Raw genomic sequence first — 19,515 nt, 5'->3', positions numbered from 1 at the left:
CCTCATGGCCAAAACCGGCAACAACAAGAAGAAGACTGCCCGCCGCGCCACCGCCCGTCGCCGGCCGGTGTTCATCGTCGACGGCAGCCGCACGCCCCAGCTCAAGGCCCGCAACCGGCCCGGCCCCTTCCATGCCGCCGATCTGGTGATCGGCTGCGGCCGGCCCCTGCTGTCGCGCCAGCCCTTCGAGCCCGGGGCCTTCGACGAAGTGATTCTCGGCTGCGTGATGCCCGGCCCCGACGAGGTCAACATCGGCCGGGTGGCCGCCCTGCGCCTCGGCGTTCCCCAGTCGGTGCCCGCCTGGACGGTGCAGCGCAACTGCGCCTCGGGCATGCAGGCGGTGGATACGGCCGCCCGCAACATCGCCTCCGGTCGCGCCGAGCTGGTGCTGGCCGGCGGGGTGGAAGCCATGAGCCACGCCCCCATCCTGTTCAGCGAGGCGATGGCCGCCTGGCTGGGCGCCTGGACCGCCGCCCGTTCCCTGCCCCAGCGCCTACAGACCCTGGCGCAACTGCGCCCGGCCCACCTCAAGCCCATCATCGGCCTGTTGCGCGGCCTCACCGATCCGGTGGTGGGCCTGTCCATGGGCCAGACCGCGGAGAACCTGGCCTTCCGCTTCGGGATCAGTCGCGAGGAGATGGATCGCTTCGCCCTGCGCAGCCACGAACGCCTGGCCCGGGCCATCGACAAGGGTTACCTGCAGGAGGTCGAGCCCCTCTACGACACCCGCGGCAAACCCCATCTGCACGACGACGGCCTGCGCGCCGACACCACGCTCGAGAAACTGGCCAAACTGCGGCCGGTGTTCGACAAGCCCTTCGGCAACGTCACCGCCGGCAACAGCGCCCAGATCAGCGATGGCGCGGCGCTGCTGATCCTGGCTTCGGAGAAGGCCATCGAAGAGTACGATCTCCCGGTGCTCGGCCGCCTCGTCGATACGCAATGGGCGGGGCTGGACCCGGCCCAGATGGGCCTCGGCCCGGTCCACGCCACCGCCCCGCTCCTGCAACGCCACCGCCTGAAGCTCGAGGACATCGACTTCTGGGAGATCAACGAAGCCTTCGCCGCCCAGGTGCTGGCCTGCCTGCGGGCCTTCGCCGACGACGACTACTGCCGCAAGGAACTGGGCCTGAAGGCGGCGCTCGGCCACATCGACGAGGAACGGCTCAACGTGGACGGCGGCGGCATCAGCCTCGGTCATCCGGTCGGTGCCAGCGGCGCCCGCATCACCCTGCACCTGTTGCACGTGCTGGCGCGGCACGACGCCCGCCTGGGTATCGCCACCCTGTGCATCGGCGGCGGCCAGGGCGGCGCCGTGCTGGTCGAGAGGATCGCATCATGAACCGGGAGACCGATACCATGACCCAGACCGCACGCCACTGGCACCGCGAAACCGATGCCGACGGCATCGTCTGGCTGCATCTGGACAAGGCCGACGGCGACACCAACGTGCTCAGCCGCGCGGTGCTCGAGGAGCTGCAAGGCCATCTCGAGGAACTGCTGCGCCAGCCGCCCCGGGGCCTGATCTTCCTCTCCGACAAACCCAACGGCTTCATCGCCGGGGCCGACGTGCAGGAATTCACCCGCCTGGAAACCGAACAGGCGGCCCTCGAGGCCATCCAGCGCGGCCAGGCCATCATGGACTACATTGAGGGTCTCTCCTGTCCCACCGTGGCGATGCTGCACGGCTTCGCCCTGGGCGGCGGACTGGAGCTGGCGCTGGCCTGCGACTGGCGCGTGGCCGAAGACGATCCGGCCACCAGGCTGGGCCTGCCCGAAATCAAACTGGGCATCCATCCCGGCTTCGGCGGCACGTTGCGCAGCATCGAGCGGCTGGGCGTGCTGCAGGCCATGAACCTCATGCTCACCGGGCGCAATCTCTCGGCCCGCGCGGCGAAACGCATCGGCCTGGTGGACCATGCCGTGCCCCGCCGCCATCTGCACACCGCCGCCCGCGCCTGCGTGCTCGATCCGCCGCGCCGCAAGCCCCTGCCGGCCTGGCTGCGCGCCCTCAACGCCCCGGCCCTGCGGCCACTGGTGGCGAAACTCCTGCAACGGGAAGTCGCGAAGAAGGCGCCCCGGGCCCACTATCCGGCGCCCTGGGCCCTGATCGATCTCTGGGTGCGCCATTTCGGCGATCGCCGGCGCATGTTGCGGGAAGAGGCCGCCTCGGTGGCCCGGCTGATGACGGGCAAGACCTCGCGCAACCTGGTGCGGGTGTTCGGCCTGCAGGAGCGGCTCAAGTCGCTGGGCAAGCAGCAGGCCTTCCGACCGCGCCACGTGCACGTGGTCGGGGGCGGCGTGATGGGCGGCGACATTGCGGCCTGGTGCGCCATGCAGGACTACCGCGTGAGCATCCAGGATCGGGATCACGACACCCTGGGGCGGGTGGTCAGGCGCGCCGCGGATCTCTACCGCAGGAAACTCAAGCCCCGCCGCACGGCCACCGCCGCCCTCGATCGGCTGATGCCGGACCTGCCCGGCTACGGCCTGGGCAAGGCCGAACTGGTGATCGAGGCCATCTTCGAGGATGCGCAGGTCAAGCGCGATCTGTTCGCCAAGATCGAGCCCCGCCTGCCCGAGTCGGCGATCATCGCCACCAACACCTCCAGCATTCCCCTGCAGGAACTGGCACCGGCCCTCGCTCATCCGGACCGGCTGGTGGGCCTGCACTTCTTCAACCCGGTGGCCAAGATGCCGCTGGTGGAAGTGGTCCACAGCCCCGAGACGGCGGCCGAAACGGTAGCCAGGGCCGCCGCCTTCGCCCGCAGCATCCGCCGCCTGCCCCTGCCGGTGACCAGCACGCCGGGCTTTCTGGTCAACCGCGTGCTGATGCCCTATCTCATGGAAGCGGTGGTGATGGTGGAAGAAGGCATTCCGCTGGCGATCATCGACCGGGTCGCCACCGACTTCGGCATGCCCATGGGGCCCATCGAACTGGCCGATACAGTGGGGCTCGACATCTGCCTCAAGGTGGCGGAGAACCTCACCGGCCATTTCGGCGGCGAGGTGCCCGGCATCCTGCGCGACAAGGTGGAAGCCGGGCGGCTCGGCAAGAAGTCCGGTGGCGGTTTCTACGATTTTCGCCAGGGCCGTCCGGTGAAACCCAAACCGGAAAAGGGCTACCGCGCGCCGACCGATCTGCAGGACCGGCTGATCCTGCGCATGCTCAACGAAGTGGTCGCCTGTCTGCGGGAAAAGGTGGTGGCCGACGGCGATCTGGCCGATGCCGGCATCATCTTCGGCACCGGCTTCGCCCCCTTCCGGGGCGGTCCGGTGCACTACATCCGCGAGCGCGGGCCGCAACAGCTCGAAGCCCTGCTCAAGTCCCTGGCCCGCAGCCATGGCGAACGCTTCGAACCTGATCCGGGCTGGGCGGATTTGATCGCGGAAACGGGAGACGACGATGCCTGAACGCCAGACCGACTACATTCTCCGTGACACGGCCCGCACCCTGCACGGCCTGTTCCGCGAACGGGTACGGCGCAGCCCCGAGGCCATCGGTTACACCCATTACGACCGCCATGCTGAACGCTGGGTGGATCTCACCTGGCAGGAGATGGCCGAGCGCGTGGCCCGCTGCCAGGCCGCCTTGCAGCGCGAGAACCTCGAACCGGGCGATCGGGTGGGGATCCTCATGCGCAACTGCCCGAGCTGGGTGGTGTTCGAACAGGCGGCCCTCGGGCTGGGCCTGGTGGTGGTGCCCCTGTACACCAACGACCGGGCCGAGAACATCGGCTACATCCTGGAAGACGCCGGGGTTCGCATCCTGCTGTTCGAGGATGCCGGCCACTGGGAGGTGCTGAGCGAGATCTATCCGCGCCTGGGCAAGGTGCAGACCCTGCTGTCCATCGAACCGGTGCCCGAGGTGCACGACATGCGCCTGAAGACCTTCGCCGACTGGCTGCCGGAGACGGCCGCGGCGCCGGCCCTGCCGGAGATCGCGCCCGGCGATCTGGCCACCATCGTCTATACCTCCGGCACCACCGGCAATCCCAAGGGGGTGATGCTCTCCCACGACAACATCCTGTGGAACGCCAGCGCCGCCGCCAGTTGCGACACCTTCTACACCGACGACGTGTTCCTCTCCTTCCTGCCGCTTTCGCACATGTTCGAACGCACCGCCGGCTACTATCTGCCCATGCTGGTCGGCGCCCGGGTGGCCTATGCCCGGGCCATCGACAAGCTGGCCGAGGATCTGCAGATCATCCGGCCGACCATCCTGATCACCGTGCCGCGGATCTTCGAACGGGTTCACAACCGTATCCGCGAACAGCTCGAACACAAGCCGCCGCTGGCCCGCAAGCTGTTCGATCTGGCGGTGGAGGTGGGCTGGCAGCGTTTCGAACACCAGCAGGGCCGGGCGCCCTGGTCACCGAAACTGCTGCTCTGGCCGTTGCTGGAGAAACTGGTGGCCCGCAAGATCCACGAGCGCCTGGGCGGGCGCCTGCGCCTGGCCGTCTCCGGCGGCGCCCCCCTGTCGCTGGAGGTCGCCCGGGTCTTCATCGGCCTCGGCCTGACCATCTCCCAGGGTTACGGCATGACCGAACTCTCGCCGGTGGTCTGCACCAACCGGCTGGACGACAACCGGCCCGACAGCGTGGGTCAGCCCCTGCCCGACGTGGAAGTGAAGCTGGGCGAGAACGACGAGCTGCTGGTGCGCAGCCCCGGCGTGATGCTCGGCTACTGGAACCGGCCGGAAGCCACTGCCGAGGTGATCGACGCCGACGGCTGGCTGCACACCGGCGACGTGGCCCGCATCGAAGACGATCACATCTGGATCACCGGCCGCATCAAGGACATCATCGTCCTGGCCAATGGCGAGAAGGTGCCTCCTGCCGACATGGAACTGGCCATCGCCGCCGATCCCCTGTTCGAGCAGGTGATGATCGTCGGCGAGGGCAAACCCTTCCTCAGCGCCCTGGTGGTACTGGACGAGGACCACTGGGAACAACTGGCCGGCGAACTCGGCCTGTCGCCCGATCCGGGCAACCTCCAGCATCCCGACGTGGAAAAAGCGCTCCTGGAACGCATCAATGCCCGCCTGTCGGCCTTTCCCGGCTATGCCAGGATCATTCGCGTGCACGCGCGGCTCGAACCCTGGACCATCGAGCAGGGGCTCATCACCCCCACCCTCAAGATCAAGCGCAAGCCCTTGCACCAGGAGTACGAGGCCATCATCGATCAGCTCTACAAGGGGCACTGATGGCCGGCAGCGACACTCTGCCCGACCGGGAACCGGCCATCCGCGTGCTGGCCATGCCTGCCGACACCAATGCCGCCGGCGACATCTTCGGCGGCTGGCTCATGGCCCAGACCGACATCGCTGGCAGCATCGAAGCCCACCGCCGGGCCCGCGGGCGGGTGGTCACCGTGGCCGTGCACGAGTTCCGGTTCCTCAAACCCGTGTACGTGGGCGATCTGGTCAGCTTCTATGCCCAGGTCCTGCGCGTGGGCAGCAGCTCGATCCGCGTGGGGGTGAGCGCCTGGGCCGAGCGGGAACGCGGCCGCTTCGAATGCGAACAGGTCGCCGAAGCGGAACTGACCTACGTGGCCATCGACGAACAACGCCACCCACGGCCCGTGGACGCCCAACAGCGGTAGCGGGTCGCCGGGGGCGGGTGGCTGGGAAAGGGGTTTGGTTTTCTCGGTCGTCAGCTGCTCGTCAATGACCTGCGTTCCCTGGCCTCGTTCATCGCGGCTTGCGCCGCTCCTACTCTGGAAATCGCAATCCCCCGTAGGAGCGGCGCGAGCCGCGACCACATGCGGCTGCGGGTGGCTGGGAAAGGCGTTTGGTTTTCCCGGTCGTCAGCTGCTCGTCAATGGCCTGCGTTCCCTGGCCTCGTTCATCGCGGCTTGCGCCGCTCCTACTCAGGAAATCGCAATCCCCCGTAGGAGCGGCGCGAGCCGCGACCACATGAGGCTGCGGGTGGCTGGGAAAGGCGTTTGGTTTTCCCGGTCGTCAGCCGCTCGTCAATGGCCTGCGTTCCCTGGCCGCGTTCATCGCGGCGTGCGCCGCTCCCACGCTTCCGTCATCAGGCGTCTTCCCACTCGTCGCCGTAGTGGTGCACCAGTTCTTCGCCGGGTTCGATGTCGCGCAGGGCGACCACGGTCAGGTCGTCGTAGTAGGCCACGTTGGGTTCGGGATGGTGGTTGATGTAGCGGAAGTCGCAGAGCACTTCCCGGCCGCGGCCGTCGTCGAGCCAGAGGACGTAGGGCCCGTCCCTGCGGGCCGCCCGGGTGCGCAGATGGCCGAGCACCTCGCCTTCGGCGATGGGGGCGGCCGCGAACAGGCCCTTGCCGTGGATGGGGCTGCGACCGACGCGGATCTTGCGTTTGGACATGCGGGCTCCGAATTCGGGATGGAATCCCATTATACCCGCCAACCCTCTCCGCCTGAACGCGGTTTCCTCCTCTCCCCGGAGGACAGATCGTCCGGGTGAGGAAGTCCCGCAGGCTGCGCTGCAACAGGAGGGCACACTGGGATCCGAGAGGTGGTTGTGTTGCTTCCCGGTTGGGTGAAGGCGCCAAATTCAAGGGAAGGCGCAAAAGAAAACGGCCGCTTCCCGAAGGAGGCGGCCGTCGTCGCGTGGCAAACAGCGCTGAGCGTCTGGGGGGTCAGACGCAGCCGGTCGGCTTGGGCAGCCCGCCGTACTTGGTGATCGGCTTCATGGGGCCGGTCATCCATTTCTTGAACAGATCCTTCTGGTTGGCGCCGATGTACTTGGCGAACTTGCGGATCGGGGGCACCACGCTGTACTCCTCGTAGTATTCCCGGGCCTTGAGGATCTGCTCCCACATCTCGTCGTCCAGCACCACGCCGTCGGCCTCGGCCATGGCGCGGCCGATTTCCGGTGTCCACTGGTTCATGTCCACCAGATAGCCGTCGCCATCGCGGGGCGGGATCTCGACGTCCGAAACGGGGCTTGTGGCTTGTGCCTGTGACATGACATTACCTCCTGATCGTTCTCGTTGTGCGACTGTGATTACCTGACTAAAACAGTAGGGTATAGGCGCGCAAGGCAAATTGCAAGCCTTTTCGAGGGATATGGTCAGGGTGGGCCGGCGCCGCTGTGCTTGAGCCGGCCTGCGGTGCGGAGGAAATGACTGAAAGGTGTCTTTGCCGTGGGACAGTCAGTCGGTGGCGCGGTCGTCGCGGATGCGTACCAGCCAGTAGGCGGCGCCGAGGGTGAGGATGGCCGCGGAGAGCGCCGCGATGGTGGCGGCGGAGGTGGTGTTGATGTCGAGGATGATGAACTTGCGCGCAACCGCCATCAGGGCGATGAGGATCACGGTCTTGACCTGGATGATGCTTTCCCGGCGTGCCACCACCTTGAGGATGGAGTGCTTGAACTCCAGCGCGATGAGCAGGGTCATGATCATGCCGAAGATGGCCTGGAAGACCGATTTCTCGGCCGGGTTCACCAGTCCGTCGACCAGCAGTACCGTCACGTTCACGATCAGATTGATCAGCGCCGCCACGATGATCACGGCGATCACGGCCGTGAGGAGGATGGCCACGGTTTCCTCGAACTTCTCGTAGAAGCTCAGGAGCTTCCAGTCCCGTTGTCTTGGTTCCTGCGGGGTCATGCGATTTCGCTTGCGCGCGCCTCGCCGCCGAACAGGCGGAAGTAGTTGGCGCTGGTGGTCTCGGCGATCTGTTCCAGTGGCTCCTCACGCAAGCCGGCGATGAATTCGGCCACGTAGCGCACCCAGGCCGGCTGGTTGGGCTTGCCCCGTTTCGGCACCGGGGCCAGATAGGGCGAATCGGTCTCCACCAGCATGCGCTCGGCGGGCAGCCTGCGGGCCACGTCCTGCAGCGCTCTGGCGCTGTTGAAGGTGACGATGCCGGAGAAGGAAATGTGGAAGTTCAGATCCAGGGCGGCCCTGGCCGTGTCCCAGTCCTCGACGAAACAGTGCATCACCCCGCCCACCGCATCGGCGCCCTCCTCGCGCAGGATGCGCAGGGTGTCTTCGGTGGCCTCGCGCATGTGGATGATGAGCGGTTTGCCGGTGCGCCGGGCCGCCGCGATGTGGGTCCGGAAGCGATCCCGCTGCCATTCCAGATCGCCCTCGCTGCGGAAGTAGTCGAGCCCGGTCTCGCCGATGGCCACCACCTTGGGATCGGCCGCCAGGGCCACCAGCCGATCCACGTCCGGCTCGCTGTCTTCCTGTTCGTTGGGGTGCATCCCCACCGAGGCGGAGACGTCGGGATGTTCACGGGCGATCCGCAACACCTCGGGGAAGTTGGCCATGCCGATGCTCACGCACAGGAAATGCCCCACCCCGTTGTCGCGCGCCGCCTGCAGGGCCGCCTCGAGATCCCCGCCATGGGGCGTGAGATCGAGCCGGTCCAGATGACAGTGGGAATCGACGAGAAACATGGGGAGATCCTGCTGGTTTTTTGATCAAGCGGGTGTTTCGATCACGATTTCGGGCGGCAACGTCGATTCGTCCAGCACCGCCCTCTGGAGCCGGGACCTGAAATCCGTTTTATTCTATCCCAAACCCTCGTCCCTCGTCCCTCGCCACTCGGCCCTTTTACATGGTATGGGTCTGGCGATCCGATTTCAGCGCGCCGGCAAGGTAGGTTTCGATCTTGGTGCGGGCCTGGCCATCGTCCTGATCCGAGAACTGCACGCCGATCCCGGCCGCGCGGTTGCCCTGGGCGCCGGCCGGGGTGATCCAGACGATCTTGCCCGCCACCGGCAGTTTTTCCTTCTCATCCATCAGGGTCAGGAGCATGAAGACCTCGTCGCCGAGCTTGTATTTCTTGTTGGTGGGGATGAACAGGCCACCGTTCTTCACGAACGGCATGTAGGCGGCGTACAGGGCGCTCTTGTCCTTGATGGTCAGGGACAGGATCCCCTGACGTCCGGCGGGTGTAGCCATGCGATTGTCCCTCTTGATCAAGCCGTGCGGCGGGGCAGGTTGCTCCAGTGGATCAACAGCCCTTCCACCAGGGTCTGGGCATTCACCTGGCTGGCGAGCAGCCGGCGGGCCTCGTCGACCCGCTCCAGCAGGCGATGCAGTCGTTGCAAGTCTATCGCCTCGGCGAGCGGCTGCAAAGCACCTGACAGATCCGCCATGCGGGGCGGACCGCCATGGCGCAGGCGGATCATGTCGCCGAGCCACTGCTGCATCCACTGTATCGGCCATTCGGCCTCGGGCTTGATCCATTCGCCGGCGAGTTTCACCGGATCGCCCTCCCCCGCGGCCAGCGCCACCCATTGCCGGAACAGTTCGGCATGGCGACGCAGCAAATCGGCATCCAGTTCCCGGGCGATCAGCGGTGCGCCTCCCGCGAGTTGCAGGGCCGCCGCCGGGGCCTCGACGCCCTGGGTCTGCAGCCAGGCCACGGCCGCCTGCGGCGAGGGCAGCGGCATGCGCAGCAACTGGCAGCGGCTGCGGATGGTGGCCGGCAGGCGGGCCGGACGCATGGCCAGGAGGATCATCAGGGTCCGGGGCGGCGGCTCCTCCAGGGTCTTGAGCAGGGCGTTGGCGGCGGCGATGTTCAGGGCATCGGCTGGATCGAGGATCACCACCCGCCAGGCGGCCTGGTGCCGGCTCAGGGCCAGTTGTTCGATGAGATCGCGGATCTGATCGATCCGGATCACCTGCGAATCCTCGGGCCCCAGGTGCAGCAGATCGGGGTGGGTGCCGGCCGCGCGCAGCTGGCAGGCCGGGCAGCGGCCGCAGGCCGTGCCGTCGGCGGTCGGTTCGAGGCACAGCAGAGCGGCCGCCAGGGCCTCGGCGAAGCCGCGCCGGCCAATGCCCGCGGGCCCGGCGAGCAGCAGGGCATGGGGCAGACGGCCGTCCCGGTGCCGCTGCAGCAGTTCCGCGAGGGTGCCGGTATGCCAGGGAAGAACGCTCATGAGACGAGAAACGCCTCCAGCGCCTGGCGGATCTGGGCCTGCACTTCCGGCAGGGGCGGGCTGGCATCGATGATCCGGAACCGCTCCGGTTCCCTGCGGGCCCGTTCGAGATAGACCTGCCGCACCCGCTCGAAGAATTCGGCCTGTTCCCGTTCGAAACGATCCGGCGCGCTGCGCTCGCCGGCCCGGGCCAGGCCCCTGTCCACCGGCAGATCCAGCAGCAGGGTCAGATCGGGGCGCAGTTCGCCCTGCACCCACTGCTCCAGCACGGCGATGCGCGACGCGGGGATCCCCCGTCCGCCGCCCTGGTAGGCGTAGGTGGCATCGGTGAAGCGATCGCACAGCACCCACTTGCCGGCGGCCAGGGCCGGACGGATGACCTCGGCCAGGTGCTGGGCCCGGGCGGCGAACATCAGCAGCAGTTCGGCATCGTCGGTGATGCCGTCCTGGCCGGCATCGAGCAGGATGGCGCGCAGGGTCTCGCCCAGCGCGGTACCGCCCGGCTCCCGGGTACGCACCACCGCCTTGCCGGCCTCGCGCAGCCAGCTTTCGATGAAATCGAGGTTGCTGGTCTTGCCGACTCCTTCGGTGCCTTCGACGGTGATGAAGCGGCCGCGTGTGTCAGAAGTGGTCATGAGCCGGGATTGTACGATGAGAACGGCTTGCGCCGCCCCTTGAGCTGGTACTTGATCACGGCCCGATTGTGCTCCTCGAGGGTGGCCGAGAACTGGTGGCTGCCGTCCCCGCGGGATACGAAATAGAGATTGTCGCTGTCGTCGGGGTGCAGGGTGGCATGGATGGCCGCGCGGCCCGGCATGGCGATGGGCGTCGGCGGCAGGCCGCGCCGGCGGTAGGTGTTGTAGGGCGTGTCCTTCAGCAGATCCCGCTTGCGGATGTTGCCTCGGTAGGCCTCGCCCATGCCGTAGATGACGGTGGGATCGGTCTGCAGACGCATGCCCTTGCGCAGGCGGCGGATGAACACCCCGGCGATGGCCGGCCGTTCGCTGGCCAGGCCCGTTTCCTTCTCCACGATGGAAGCGAGGATCAGCGCTTCGTAGGGCGTCTTGAGGGGCAGATCGGGCGCCCGTCCCGCCCATTCCTCGGCCAGCACGCGGGCCATGGCGTCGTAAGCGCGGGCCAGGAAGTCGGCGTCGCGGGTGCCCTTCGGGAAATGGTAGGTGTCGGGCAGGAAGCGGCCCTCCGGATGCTCGCCGGGATGGCCGATGCGGGCCATGATGGCGGCATCGTCGAGCCCGCGCAGGGTCTGGCGCAGGGCCGGATGGGTCGCCACCGCGGCCTTGAGCTGGCGGAAGTTCCAGCCCTCGATGAGGGTCAGGGAATACTGGCGCACGCGCCCCTGGACCAGCTCGCGCAGCAGTTGCCGGGGCGTGAGCCCCGGCTCGAAGCGGTATTCGCCGGCCTTGATCCGGCTCGCCTGGCCACTGAGGCGGGCATACCAGCGCAGCCAGCGGGGTTTGTCGACGATCCCCTGGCGGGTCAGATCGTTGACCACCCGGATGAAATTGCTGCCGGGCGCCAGTTCGTAGGTCAGGGGGGCTTCCAGCCGCAGCGGGCTGTCCAGCCAGTGGTCGATCCGCCAGGCCAGGGTGCCGCCGGCCAGGGCCAGGACCAGCACGCCCAGCAGGAAGAGGCGACGCCTACGGCCGGCCATCGAGCACCGGATAGGTTTCGAGCAGCCGTGCGAACAGCCGCTGCTGGATGGGGCCCCGTTCCAGCATCTTCGCGCCGTAACGGCGCACCGGCCACAGGCCGATCAGGGTGTTGGTCATGAAGATTTCCCCGGCCTGTGCCAGATCCTCGGGGCGCAGGGGCTCGATGGCGGTGTCGATGTCCTCTTCCATGGCCGTCTCCAGCACCCAGCGGCGCATCAGGCCGTGCACGCCGCAATCGCCGATGGGCGGGGTGATCAGGGTGCCGTCGCGCACCACGAAGAGGTTGCTGGCGATGCCCTCCACCACTTCGCCATCGGCATTGCACAGCACCCCTTCGGCACAGTCCGGCGGCAGTTCGCGGCGGGCCAGCACCTGCTCGAGACGGTTGAGATGCTTGATGCCGGCCAGTTCCGGCTGGGCCGAGAGGCGCAGCTTGCAGGCGAACAGGCCGATCCCCTCCTCCCAGTGGGCCAGGGGGTAGTCGGGCCAGGGATGACGGCTGACGATGCGCCGGGGCTGAACCGGCTCGGGGCGGGCATAGCCACGCCCCCCGCTGCCGGCGGTGATCATCCACTTGATCACGGCCCGCTGCTGTCCGCGGGCCAGGCGTTCGGTCTCTTCCCGCAGTTGCGCCGGATCGGGCCGGGGCAGTCCGAGGCGGTCGCAGCCCACGCCGAGCCGGGCCAGATGCCGCTCGAACCAGGGGCACTCGCCGTCGAACACCGCCAGGGTCTCGAACAGGCCGTCGCCATAGGCCAGACCCCGATCGTCGATGGGCAGGCGCTCTGTCGTCTCGCCATTCACCAGAATCATGTCAGGGAACCCTCCAGTGCTTGCAACAGACCGCGGGCCTTGTGCCGGGTTTCCGTCAGCTCCCGTTCGGGCACCGAATCGGCCACCAGGCCGGCACCGGCTCGCAGAATGACCTCGTCATCGTGCACGGTAATGGTACGGATCAGGATGTTCAGATCCAGACTTCCGTCATGATTGAGATAGCCCATGGAACCGGTATACGCCCCCCGGGCGGTCTCTTCCAGCGCCGCGATGATGGCCATGCAGCGTTCCTTGGGGCAACCGGTGATGGTGCCGCCGGGAAACACGGCGCGGATGGCTGCGCCGGGCGTCACCCCCGGGCGCAGGCGGCCACGCACGTTCGAGACGATATGGTGCACGTGGGCGTAGCTTTCCAGGGTCATCATCTCGCTGACCTCGATGCTCCCCGGCACGCAGATCCGGCCAAGATCGTTGCGCTCCAGGTCGATCAGCATCACGTGCTCGGCCCGTTCCTTGGGATGGCCGATGAGTTCGGCCTTCAGCGCGGCATCGGCGCCGGCGGCGGTATCGCGCGGCCGGGTGCCGGCGATGGGCCGGGTCTCGGCGATGCCGCCGCGGATCCGCAGCAGCCGTTCCGGCGACGAGCTGAGTACCGTACCGCCCGGCAGGCGGGCGATGCCCGCATAGGGGGCGGGATTGCTTCGGCACAGGCGACGGTAGAGTTCGGCCGCCTCGAGTCCGGCGGGGCGCGGCCCGCGCCAGGCGCGGGAGAGGTTCACCTGGAACACGTCGCCGTCGACGATGTAGCGATGCACCCGCCGGGCCTGAGCGAGGTAGCGTTCCGGCGGATCCTCCACCACTGTCACCGTCGGCCCGCGCCGGGATGGCACCGCCGGCGCCTCGGCCAGGGCCGCCTCGAGGCGCGCCAGATCGGCCGGAGCCTCGGCCAACAGGCGGGTTTCACCCCTGGCGTGATCGTTGACGATGGCCGCCGGGATGCGCAGGGCCACGGCCACCGGAAAGTCGGCCCGGCCCCTCGGCAGGCGCAGCCGGGTCTCGATCTGGCCGGCCAGCTCGTAGCCCAGAAACAGGAACCAGCCGCCGCGGAAGGGCACCTCACCCGTCAGCCGCGGCGCCTCCCGGGCTGCCTCGGCGTGGAGCCGATCCAGGGTGGCCAGAAAGTCGTGGTCGGGCATGACTGTCCCGTTCAGACGCAGCACGCCGTCGCTACCCAGAATCAGTGCGTCACGGGGAAAGGCGAAGAGAATGTCGTAACGGGCGCTCTCCAGCCGGCCGGCATCGGCCACGGCACTGTGCAACAGACAGGGGAAGTCTTCGGGAAAAGCGTGGTGCAGTGCCAGCAGATCGGCCATTCCCGAACGCTCGATGACATGGGGCGTCACGTCTAAATGAAAGTGCCGGCGTCGGCCTGAAGGCCGACCTACTGCGGTTTGCGGAAGACCAGCGTGCCGTTGGTGCCGCCGAAGCCGAAGGAGTTGGACAGGGCCACTTCGATGGGCATCTGCCGTGCTTCCCAGGGCACGAAATCCAGATCGCAGTCGGGATCGGGATTGAAGATGTTGATGGTGGGGGGCGCCACCTGCTCGGCGATGGCCTTGACGGTAAACACCGCCTCGATGCCGCCGGCCGCGCCCAGGGCATGCCCGGTCATGGACTTGGTGGAGCTCATGGCCAGCTTGTAGGCGTGATCGCCGAAGCTGGCCTTGACGGCCATCACCTCGGCCTTGTCGCCGGCCGGGGTGGAGGTGCCGTGGGCGTTGATGTACTGCACCTGTTCGGGATTCACGCCGGCGTTCTTCAGGGCGACGTTCATGCAGCGGCTGGCGCCCTCGCCGCCGGGGGCCGGCGACGTCATGTGGTAGGCATCGCCGCTCATGCCGAAACCGATCAGCTCGGCAAGGATGTTCGCGCCGCGCCGTTTGGCGAACTCGTATTCCTCCAGCACCAGCACGCCGGCGCCATCGGCCAGCACGAAGCCGTCGCGGTCCTGATCCCAGGGCCGCGAGGCGGTCTGGGGATCGTCGTTGCGGGTCGACAGGGCCTTGGCCGCGGCGAAGCCGCCCAGGCCGCAGGGACTGGTGGCCATCTCCGCGCCTCCGGCGATCATCACGTCGGCATCGCCGTACTGGATGAGGCGCATGGCATCGCCGATGCTGTGGGTGGCCGTGGCGCAGGCCGTGGCGATGGCCAGGTTGGGGCCCTTCATGCCGTACATGATGGAGAGGTTGCCCGAAATCATGTTGATGATGTTGCTGGGCACGAAAAAGGGCGAGATCCGGCGCGGGCCACCCTTGAGATAGGCGCTGTGACCCTTCTCGATGCCGGGCAGCCCGCCGATCCCCGAACCGATGTGCACGCCGATGCGCTCGGCGTTCGCTTCGGTGACCTCGAGGCCGGCGTCGGCGATGGCCTCCTTCGCCGCCGCCAGGCCGTAGTGGATGAAGGTATCCATCTTGCGTGCTTCCTTGGGCGTGAGCACGGTGGAGACGTCGAAGCCCCACACCGAGCCGCCGAAGGTCACCGGGAAGCCGGTGGTATCGAAATGTTCGATGGGGCCGATGCCGCTCTTGCCGGCCAGCACGTTTTCCCAGGACGTCTTCACGTCCAGTCCGACCGGCGAGACCATGCCCAGTCCGGTGATCACAACACGACGCTTGCTCAACGGGGTGTCCTCTTCATCCAGGAGTTGGCTGCAGAAAATGCAAACGGCCGCACCCACAGGCACGTGTGGTGCGGCCGGGAAATCGCGACAGCGGGAAGATCAGGTGTGGGACTTGATGTAGTCGATGGCCTGCTGGACGGTGGTGATCTTCTCCGCTTCCTCGTCGGGAATTTCGGTTTCGAACTCCTCTTCCAGGGCCATTACCAGTTCCACGGTATCCAGGGAATCTGCGCCGAGATCGTCGACGAAGGAAGATTCGCGGGACACTTCCTCGGGCTTCACGCCCAGCTGCTCGACCACGATCTTTTCAACGCGTTCTTCAACACTGCTCATGTCGTCATTTCCTCTTGTGGTTATCGTTCAGCCGCGGCCCGCCTCCCTTTCGCTGACAGGGCGCGCTGCGGCCGCTATTGTAGTGAAAATGCCGTCCGGATGCCATACTCGGCGCAGGGACGGATTCGGGTTTTCAATGCCTTTAATATCAATGGCTTGCGGTCGTCAGGCCATGTACATGCCGCCATTGACGTGGATCGTCTCGCCGGTGATGTAGGCCGCGCCGGGAGAGGCGAGGAAGCTCACCGCATGGGCGATCTCGGCCGGATCGCCGAGCCGGCCGAGCGGGATCTGCGAAAGCAGCGCCTCGCGCTGGGCCTCGGGCAGGGCCCGGGTCATGTCGGTGTCGATGAAGCCGGGCGCCACCACGTTGACGGTGATGCCGCGGCTGCCCACCTCCCGCGCCAGGGACTTGGAGAAGCCGATCACCCCGGCCTTGGCCGCCGCGTAGTTGGTCTGGCCGGCGTTGCCGGAGACGCCCACCACCGAGGCGATGCTGATGATCCGTCCCCGGCGCGCCTTCATCATGCCCCGCAGCACGGCCTTGCTCAGGCGATAGATGGAGGTGAGGTTGGTGTTGATGATGGCCTCCCACTCCTCGTCCTTCATGCGCATCAGCAGGTTGTCGCGGGTGATCCCGGCGTTGTTGACCAGGATGGTGGGCGCGCCGTACTCGGCGCCGACCTTCTCCAGCGCGGCATCCACGCTGGCCTGATCGGTCACGTCCATGGCCACGCCCATGCCGGTGATGCCGGCATCCTGCAGATAGGCGCTGATGTTGTCTGCGCCCTTGTCCGAGGTCGCGGTGCCCACCACCGTGGCCCCCTGCGCCCCCAGGACCAGGGCGATCTCCCGGCCAATGCCCCGGCTGGCGCCGGAGACGAAGGCGATGTCGTTTTCCAGTGTCATGTCAATCCTCCCCATTTGGTGAATCGTTGTTCAGGCGCTCCGGGATGGAACACGGCGGGCAAGGGGACAAGCAGGTCGGGCTTTGGCCCGACATGTCGGCCTGAAGGCCGACCTACAAGGGCACTCCGTGTTCTCCGTGTTCCTTCCATCGCGGCTCAGGAAGCTACCACCTCGAGGGCCGCGGCGAGGGTGTCGGGATCGTACACCGGCAGGGCCGGCATGCGCCGTTCGATGCGCTTGTTCAGGCCCACCAGCACCTTGCCGGGGCCGCATTCGACCAGCGTCTCCACGCCCTCGGACTGCATCTTGCGGATGGTATCCACCCAGCGCACGGGGTTGTGGAGCTGGCGCACCAGGGCGTCGCGGATGGCGTCGGGATCGCTCGGCGCGGCCACGTCCACGTTGTTGATCACGGGAATGGAGGGGGCCTGGACCGGGATGTCCTCGAGGATGGCCGCCAGTTTCTCGGCCGCGGGTTGCATCAGGGCACAGTGGGAGGGCACGCTGACCGGCAGCATCACCGCGCGCTTGGCGCCCCGCTCCGAGGCCAGGGCCACGGCCCGCTCCACCGCGCTCTTGTTCCCCGCCACCACCACCTGGCCGGGCGAGTTGAAATTGACCGCCTCCACCACCTCGTCGCCGGCGGCGTCGGCGCAGATCCGGATCACCGCCTCGTCGTCGAGCCCCAGGATGGCCGCCATCGCCCCGCTGCCGGCCGGCACGGCTTCCTGCATCAGGCGCCCCCGCTCGGCCACCAGCCGCACGGCATGCGCGAATTCCAGGCTGCCGGCGGCCACCAGCGCCGAATACTCCCCGAGCGAATGGCCGGCCATCATCGCCGGCGCGGGCCCGCCCTGGGCCTGCCACACCCGCCACACGGCGATGCCGGCCGAAAGCATGGTCGGCTGGGTGATCTCGGTGCTGTTGAGCTTCTCCGCCGGTCCGTTCTGGACGATGGCCCACAGATCCTCGTCCAGCGCCTCACTGGCCTCGGCAAAGGTCTGCTCCACCTCGCCAAAGGCTTCGGCCAGTTCCTTCAACATCCCGACCGACTGTGATCCCTGGCCGGGAAAGACGAATCCCAGTGTCATGATTTCAACCTCTTGTTCATGTTCGGTGGAAGGAACACGGCGCACACGGAGGCAGGGAGATCACGGAGACGAAACAGAATGTCGATCTGTGCTCGTCATTCCGTTGTCTCGCCACGACGCCACTATCTCCGTGTCCTCTGTGTCTCCGTGTGCTCCGTGTTCTTTGCAGGGTATCTGATTCAGTAACGCAACAGCGCCGAGCCCCAGGTGAAGCCGCCGCCGAAGGCTTCCAGCAGCAGGGTGTCGCCCCGCTGGATGCGGCCGTCGCGGACGGCGATGTCGAGGGCCAGGGGGATGGAAGCGGCGGAGGTGTTGCCGTGATCCTGCACCGTGACCACCACGTTGTCCATGGGCATGTCCAGCTTGCGGGCGGTGGCGGCGATGATCCGGATGTTGGCCTGGTGCGGCACCAGCCAGTCGATGTCGGATTTCTGCAGGCCGTTGGCGGCCAGGGTCTCGTCGACGATCCGGCCCAGGGTGTTGACCGCCACCTTGAACACCTCGTTGCCCTTCATGGCCATGAAGGCCTTGCCCGACTTGAGCACTTCCGGGTGCTCCGAGAGCCCGGCCGGCACGGTGAGCAGTTCCTTGTACTGGCCATCGGCGTGCAGGTGGGTGGAGAGGATCCCGGGCGCCTCGCCAGCCGAGAGCACCACCGCGCCGGCGCCATCACCGAACAGCACGCAGGTGCTGCGGTCGGTCCAGTCGACGATGTTGGACAGGGTCTCGGCCCCCACCACCAGGGCATGTTTCGCCTTGCCGCTCTTGATGAACATGTCGGCCAGGCTCAGAGCGTAGACGAAGCCGGTGCACACCGCCTGCACGTCGAAGGCCGGGCTGCCGTGCACGTCCAGCCGCGACTGCAGCAGGCAAGCGGTGCTGGGAAAGATGCGATCGGGGGTGGTGGTGGCGACGATGATGAGATCGATGTCGGCCGTGCTGATGCCCGCGGCGTCGATGGCCTTGCGGGCCGCCTGTTCGGCCAGATCGCAGGTGGTCTCCCCTTCCACGATGTGGCGTTTCTTGATGCCGGTGCGCTCGGTGATCCACTCGTCGCTGGTGTCCACCATGCGCTCGAGTTCCTGGTTGGTGAGGATGCGTTCCGGCAGATGGCCGCCGGTGCCGGCGATGCGTGAATAGATCAAGAGGCTTCCTTCTTCACGAGTTGGTTCTCGAGGGTTTCGGTGATGAGCTGGGGCACGTTCTGGCGCATCTCCACCAGCGCCTCGCCGATGGCCTGGCTGAAGGCGAAGGCATCGGCCCCGCCATGGCTCTTGATGACGATGCCCTGCAGGCCCAGCAGGCTGGCGCCGTTGTAGCGGCGGGGATCGATGCGCTTGCGCAGGCGGCGCAACACCGGCATGGCCACCAGGCCGCTTAGGAGGGTCAGGGGATTGCGCCGGAACTCCTCCTTCATGAAGTGGCTGATCATCTTGGCCACCCCCTCGGTGGTCTTGAGCATCACGTTGCCCACGAAGCCGTCGCAGACCACCACGTCGGCATCGCCCATGTAGATGCCGTCGCCTTCCACGTAGCCGATGTAGTTGAGGGTGCTCTCGGACAGCAGGCGCGCGGCTTCCTTGACCCGATCGTTGCCCTTGATCTCCTCCTCGCCGATGTTCAGCAGGCCCACGCTGGGCCGGGGATTGTTGTCCACCGCCTGGGCCAGCGCGACGCCCATCACGGCGAACTCCATCAGGCTGGCGGCGCTGGAATCCACGTTGGCGCCCAGATCCAGCACGTGGGTGTGGCCGCCCTGGATGTTGGGCAGCACGGTGCAGATGGCCGGCCGGTCGATGCCGGGCAGGGTCTTGAGCACGAACCGGGCGGTGGCCATCAGGGCCCCGGTATTGCCGGCGCTGACGCAGGCGCCCGCCTCGCCGGCCTTGACCAGGTTGATGGCCACCCGCATGGACGAGTCCTTCTTGCTGCGCAGGGCGTGGGAAGGCAGCTCGTCGGAGCCCACCACCTCGCTGGCGTGGTGGATGCGCAGGCGGTTGGCCAGGGCACCGGGCTTCGCCTCGTCCAGGGCGGCCTGGATGCGATCCTCCAGCCCCACCAGGATCAGCGACAGCTCGGGATGCTTCTCCAGGGCACGCAGGGCGGCGGGCACCACCACGGGGGGGCCGAAATCACCGCCCATGCAATCCAGCGCAACGATGCTCTCTTGGTTCATG

Annotated in this window: 20 protein-coding genes; 4 read left to right on the top strand and 16 right to left on the bottom strand. The window is 67.3% G+C overall.

Annotation, left to right across the window (positions count from 1 at the left end; genetic code table 11):
* The first annotated feature begins 4 nt into the window (after positions 1-4).
* From ACZ5BH_RS12920 to ACZ5BH_RS12905, 4 genes are read left to right on the top strand one after another with little or no spacing between them, the layout of a single operon-like run.
* Positions 5-1,342, top strand: a complete 1,338-nt coding sequence (locus ACZ5BH_RS12920) for an acetyl-CoA C-acetyltransferase (RefSeq protein WP_464889674.1) — start codon at positions 5-7, stop codon at positions 1,340-1,342.
* Positions 1,339-3,414, top strand: coding sequence for a 3-hydroxyacyl-CoA dehydrogenase NAD-binding domain-containing protein (locus ACZ5BH_RS12915; protein ID WP_464889673.1), 2,076 nt, complete (start codon positions 1,339-1,341; stop codon positions 3,412-3,414). Before ACZ5BH_RS12920 ends, ACZ5BH_RS12915 begins: the two co-directional genes overlap by 4 nt.
* Positions 3,407-5,206: an AMP-dependent synthetase/ligase gene (locus ACZ5BH_RS12910; RefSeq protein ID WP_464889672.1), complete on the top strand. Its 1,800-nt coding sequence runs from the start codon at positions 3,407-3,409 to the stop codon at positions 5,204-5,206. Before ACZ5BH_RS12915 ends, ACZ5BH_RS12910 begins: the two co-directional genes overlap by 8 nt.
* The gene (locus tag ACZ5BH_RS12905) at positions 5,206-5,604 is read left to right on the top strand and encodes an acyl-CoA thioesterase (RefSeq protein ID WP_464889671.1); all 399 of its coding nucleotides are present in this window, start codon (positions 5,206-5,208) and stop codon (positions 5,602-5,604) included. The genes ACZ5BH_RS12910 and ACZ5BH_RS12905 overlap by 1 nt, the downstream gene beginning before the upstream one ends.
* A 431-nt stretch (positions 5,605-6,035) precedes the next feature.
* On the opposite strand, the gene ACZ5BH_RS12900 is transcribed toward ACZ5BH_RS12905, so the two are convergent.
* From ACZ5BH_RS12900 to plsX, 16 genes are all read right to left on the bottom strand, one after another.
* Complete coding sequence (locus ACZ5BH_RS12900; RefSeq protein ID WP_464889670.1) at positions 6,036-6,344, bottom strand: SET domain-containing protein; 309 nt, start codon at positions 6,342-6,344, stop codon at positions 6,036-6,038.
* Between the two features lie 274 nt (positions 6,345-6,618).
* Complete coding sequence (locus ACZ5BH_RS12895) at positions 6,619-6,948, bottom strand: TusE/DsrC/DsvC family sulfur relay protein (protein WP_464889669.1); 330 nt, start codon at positions 6,946-6,948, stop codon at positions 6,619-6,621.
* Positions 6,949-7,134: 186 nt separating this feature from the next.
* Positions 7,135-7,590, bottom strand: a complete 456-nt coding sequence (locus tag ACZ5BH_RS12890; RefSeq protein ID WP_464889668.1) for a phosphate-starvation-inducible PsiE family protein — start codon at positions 7,588-7,590, stop codon at positions 7,135-7,137.
* A complete protein-coding gene (locus ACZ5BH_RS12885) occupies positions 7,587-8,384 on the bottom strand; it encodes a TatD family hydrolase (protein WP_464889667.1) in 798 nt (265 codons plus the stop codon). Before ACZ5BH_RS12885 ends, ACZ5BH_RS12890 begins: the two co-directional genes overlap by 4 nt.
* A gap of 157 nt (positions 8,385-8,541) precedes the next feature.
* A complete protein-coding gene (locus ACZ5BH_RS12880) occupies positions 8,542-8,892 on the bottom strand; it encodes a PilZ domain-containing protein (protein WP_464889666.1) in 351 nt (116 codons plus the stop codon).
* A 17-nt stretch (positions 8,893-8,909) separates the two neighbouring features.
* Positions 8,910-9,875: a DNA polymerase III subunit delta' gene (locus ACZ5BH_RS12875; protein ID WP_464889665.1), complete on the bottom strand. Its 966-nt coding sequence runs from the start codon at positions 9,873-9,875 to the stop codon at positions 8,910-8,912.
* Positions 9,872-10,510: a dTMP kinase gene (tmk, locus tag ACZ5BH_RS12870; protein ID WP_464889664.1), complete on the bottom strand. Its 639-nt coding sequence runs from the start codon at positions 10,508-10,510 to the stop codon at positions 9,872-9,874. Before tmk ends, ACZ5BH_RS12875 begins: the two co-directional genes overlap by 4 nt.
* Complete coding sequence (gene mltG / locus ACZ5BH_RS12865; RefSeq protein ID WP_464889663.1) at positions 10,507-11,547, bottom strand: endolytic transglycosylase MltG; 1,041 nt, start codon at positions 11,545-11,547, stop codon at positions 10,507-10,509. Before mltG ends, tmk begins: the two co-directional genes overlap by 4 nt.
* Positions 11,534-12,361 carry an aminodeoxychorismate lyase gene (pabC, locus tag ACZ5BH_RS12860; protein ID WP_464889662.1) on the bottom strand — a complete coding sequence of 276 codons (828 nt, stop codon included), beginning with the start codon at positions 12,359-12,361 and terminating at the stop codon, positions 11,534-11,536. Before pabC ends, mltG begins: the two co-directional genes overlap by 14 nt.
* Positions 12,358-13,695, bottom strand: a complete 1,338-nt coding sequence (locus ACZ5BH_RS12855; RefSeq protein WP_464889661.1) for an aminodeoxychorismate synthase component I — start codon at positions 13,693-13,695, stop codon at positions 12,358-12,360. The genes pabC and ACZ5BH_RS12855 overlap by 4 nt, the downstream gene beginning before the upstream one ends.
* 68 nt (positions 13,696-13,763) lie before the next feature.
* Positions 13,764-15,005, bottom strand: a complete 1,242-nt coding sequence (fabF, locus tag ACZ5BH_RS12850; protein WP_464889660.1) for a beta-ketoacyl-ACP synthase II — start codon at positions 15,003-15,005, stop codon at positions 13,764-13,766.
* A 99-nt stretch (positions 15,006-15,104) separates the two neighbouring features.
* Complete coding sequence (acpP, locus tag ACZ5BH_RS12845; protein ID WP_464889659.1) at positions 15,105-15,338, bottom strand: acyl carrier protein; 234 nt, start codon at positions 15,336-15,338, stop codon at positions 15,105-15,107.
* 165 nt (positions 15,339-15,503) lie between these two features.
* Positions 15,504-16,247 (bottom strand): 3-oxoacyl-ACP reductase FabG, encoded by a 744-nt coding sequence (gene fabG / locus ACZ5BH_RS12840; RefSeq protein WP_464889658.1) that lies wholly within the window; start codon positions 16,245-16,247, stop codon positions 15,504-15,506.
* A 155-nt stretch (positions 16,248-16,402) separates the two neighbouring features.
* Positions 16,403-17,338, bottom strand: a complete 936-nt coding sequence (gene fabD, locus ACZ5BH_RS12835) for an ACP S-malonyltransferase (RefSeq protein WP_464889657.1) — start codon at positions 17,336-17,338, stop codon at positions 16,403-16,405.
* 179 nt (positions 17,339-17,517) lie between these two features.
* Positions 17,518-18,483, bottom strand: a complete 966-nt coding sequence (locus tag ACZ5BH_RS12830; RefSeq protein WP_464889656.1) for a beta-ketoacyl-ACP synthase III — start codon at positions 18,481-18,483, stop codon at positions 17,518-17,520.
* Positions 18,480-19,514: a phosphate acyltransferase PlsX gene (gene plsX / locus ACZ5BH_RS12825; protein ID WP_464889655.1), complete on the bottom strand. Its 1,035-nt coding sequence runs from the start codon at positions 19,512-19,514 to the stop codon at positions 18,480-18,482. Before plsX ends, ACZ5BH_RS12830 begins: the two co-directional genes overlap by 4 nt.
* Between the last annotated feature and the right edge of the window lies 1 nt (position 19,515).

The sequence above is a fragment of the Thioprofundum lithotrophicum genome (genome assembly GCF_055387065.1).
Note: the sequence above shows the minus strand (reverse complement) of the source record. Positions and strands in the feature narration are given on the sequence as shown.

Bases quoted from the DNA above. Each gene is read 5' to 3' on its own strand.
- ACZ5BH_RS12905 (WP_464889671.1), top strand. From the start codon at position 5,206: ATGGCCGGCAGCGACACTCTGCCCGACCGGGAACCGGCCATCCGCGTG.
- ACZ5BH_RS12900 (WP_464889670.1), bottom strand. From the start codon at position 6,344: ATGTCCAAACGCAAGATCCGCGTCGGTCGCAGCCCCATCCACGGCAAG.
- pabC (WP_464889662.1), bottom strand. From the start codon at position 12,361: ATGATTCTGGTGAATGGCGAGACGACAGAGCGCCTGCCCATCGACGAT.
- ACZ5BH_RS12875 (WP_464889665.1), bottom strand. From the start codon at position 9,875: ATGAGCGTTCTTCCCTGGCATACCGGCACCCTCGCGGAACTGCTGCAG.
- ACZ5BH_RS12920 (WP_464889674.1), top strand. From the start codon at position 5: ATGGCCAAAACCGGCAACAACAAGAAGAAGACTGCCCGCCGCGCCACC.
- fabG (WP_464889658.1), bottom strand. From the start codon at position 16,247: ATGACACTGGAAAACGACATCGCCTTCGTCTCCGGCGCCAGCCGGGGC.
- ACZ5BH_RS12915 (WP_464889673.1), top strand. From the start codon at position 1,339: ATGAACCGGGAGACCGATACCATGACCCAGACCGCACGCCACTGGCAC.
- tmk (WP_464889664.1), bottom strand. From the start codon at position 10,510: ATGACCACTTCTGACACACGCGGCCGCTTCATCACCGTCGAAGGCACC.
- acpP (WP_464889659.1), bottom strand. From the start codon at position 15,338: ATGAGCAGTGTTGAAGAACGCGTTGAAAAGATCGTGGTCGAGCAGCTG.
- ACZ5BH_RS12895 (WP_464889669.1), bottom strand. From the start codon at position 6,948: ATGTCACAGGCACAAGCCACAAGCCCCGTTTCGGACGTCGAGATCCCG.
- ACZ5BH_RS12910 (WP_464889672.1), top strand. From the start codon at position 3,407: ATGCCTGAACGCCAGACCGACTACATTCTCCGTGACACGGCCCGCACC.
- ACZ5BH_RS12890 (WP_464889668.1), bottom strand. From the start codon at position 7,590: ATGACCCCGCAGGAACCAAGACAACGGGACTGGAAGCTCCTGAGCTTC.
- ACZ5BH_RS12880 (WP_464889666.1), bottom strand. From the start codon at position 8,892: ATGGCTACACCCGCCGGACGTCAGGGGATCCTGTCCCTGACCATCAAG.
- fabD (WP_464889657.1), bottom strand. From the start codon at position 17,338: ATGACACTGGGATTCGTCTTTCCCGGCCAGGGATCACAGTCGGTCGGG.
- mltG (WP_464889663.1), bottom strand. From the start codon at position 11,547: ATGGCCGGCCGTAGGCGTCGCCTCTTCCTGCTGGGCGTGCTGGTCCTG.
- ACZ5BH_RS12855 (WP_464889661.1), bottom strand. From the start codon at position 13,695: ATGGCCGATCTGCTGGCACTGCACCACGCTTTTCCCGAAGACTTCCCC.
- plsX (WP_464889655.1), bottom strand. From the start codon at position 19,514: ATGAACCAAGAGAGCATCGTTGCGCTGGATTGCATGGGCGGTGATTTC.
- ACZ5BH_RS12885 (WP_464889667.1), bottom strand. From the start codon at position 8,384: ATGTTTCTCGTCGATTCCCACTGTCATCTGGACCGGCTCGATCTCACG.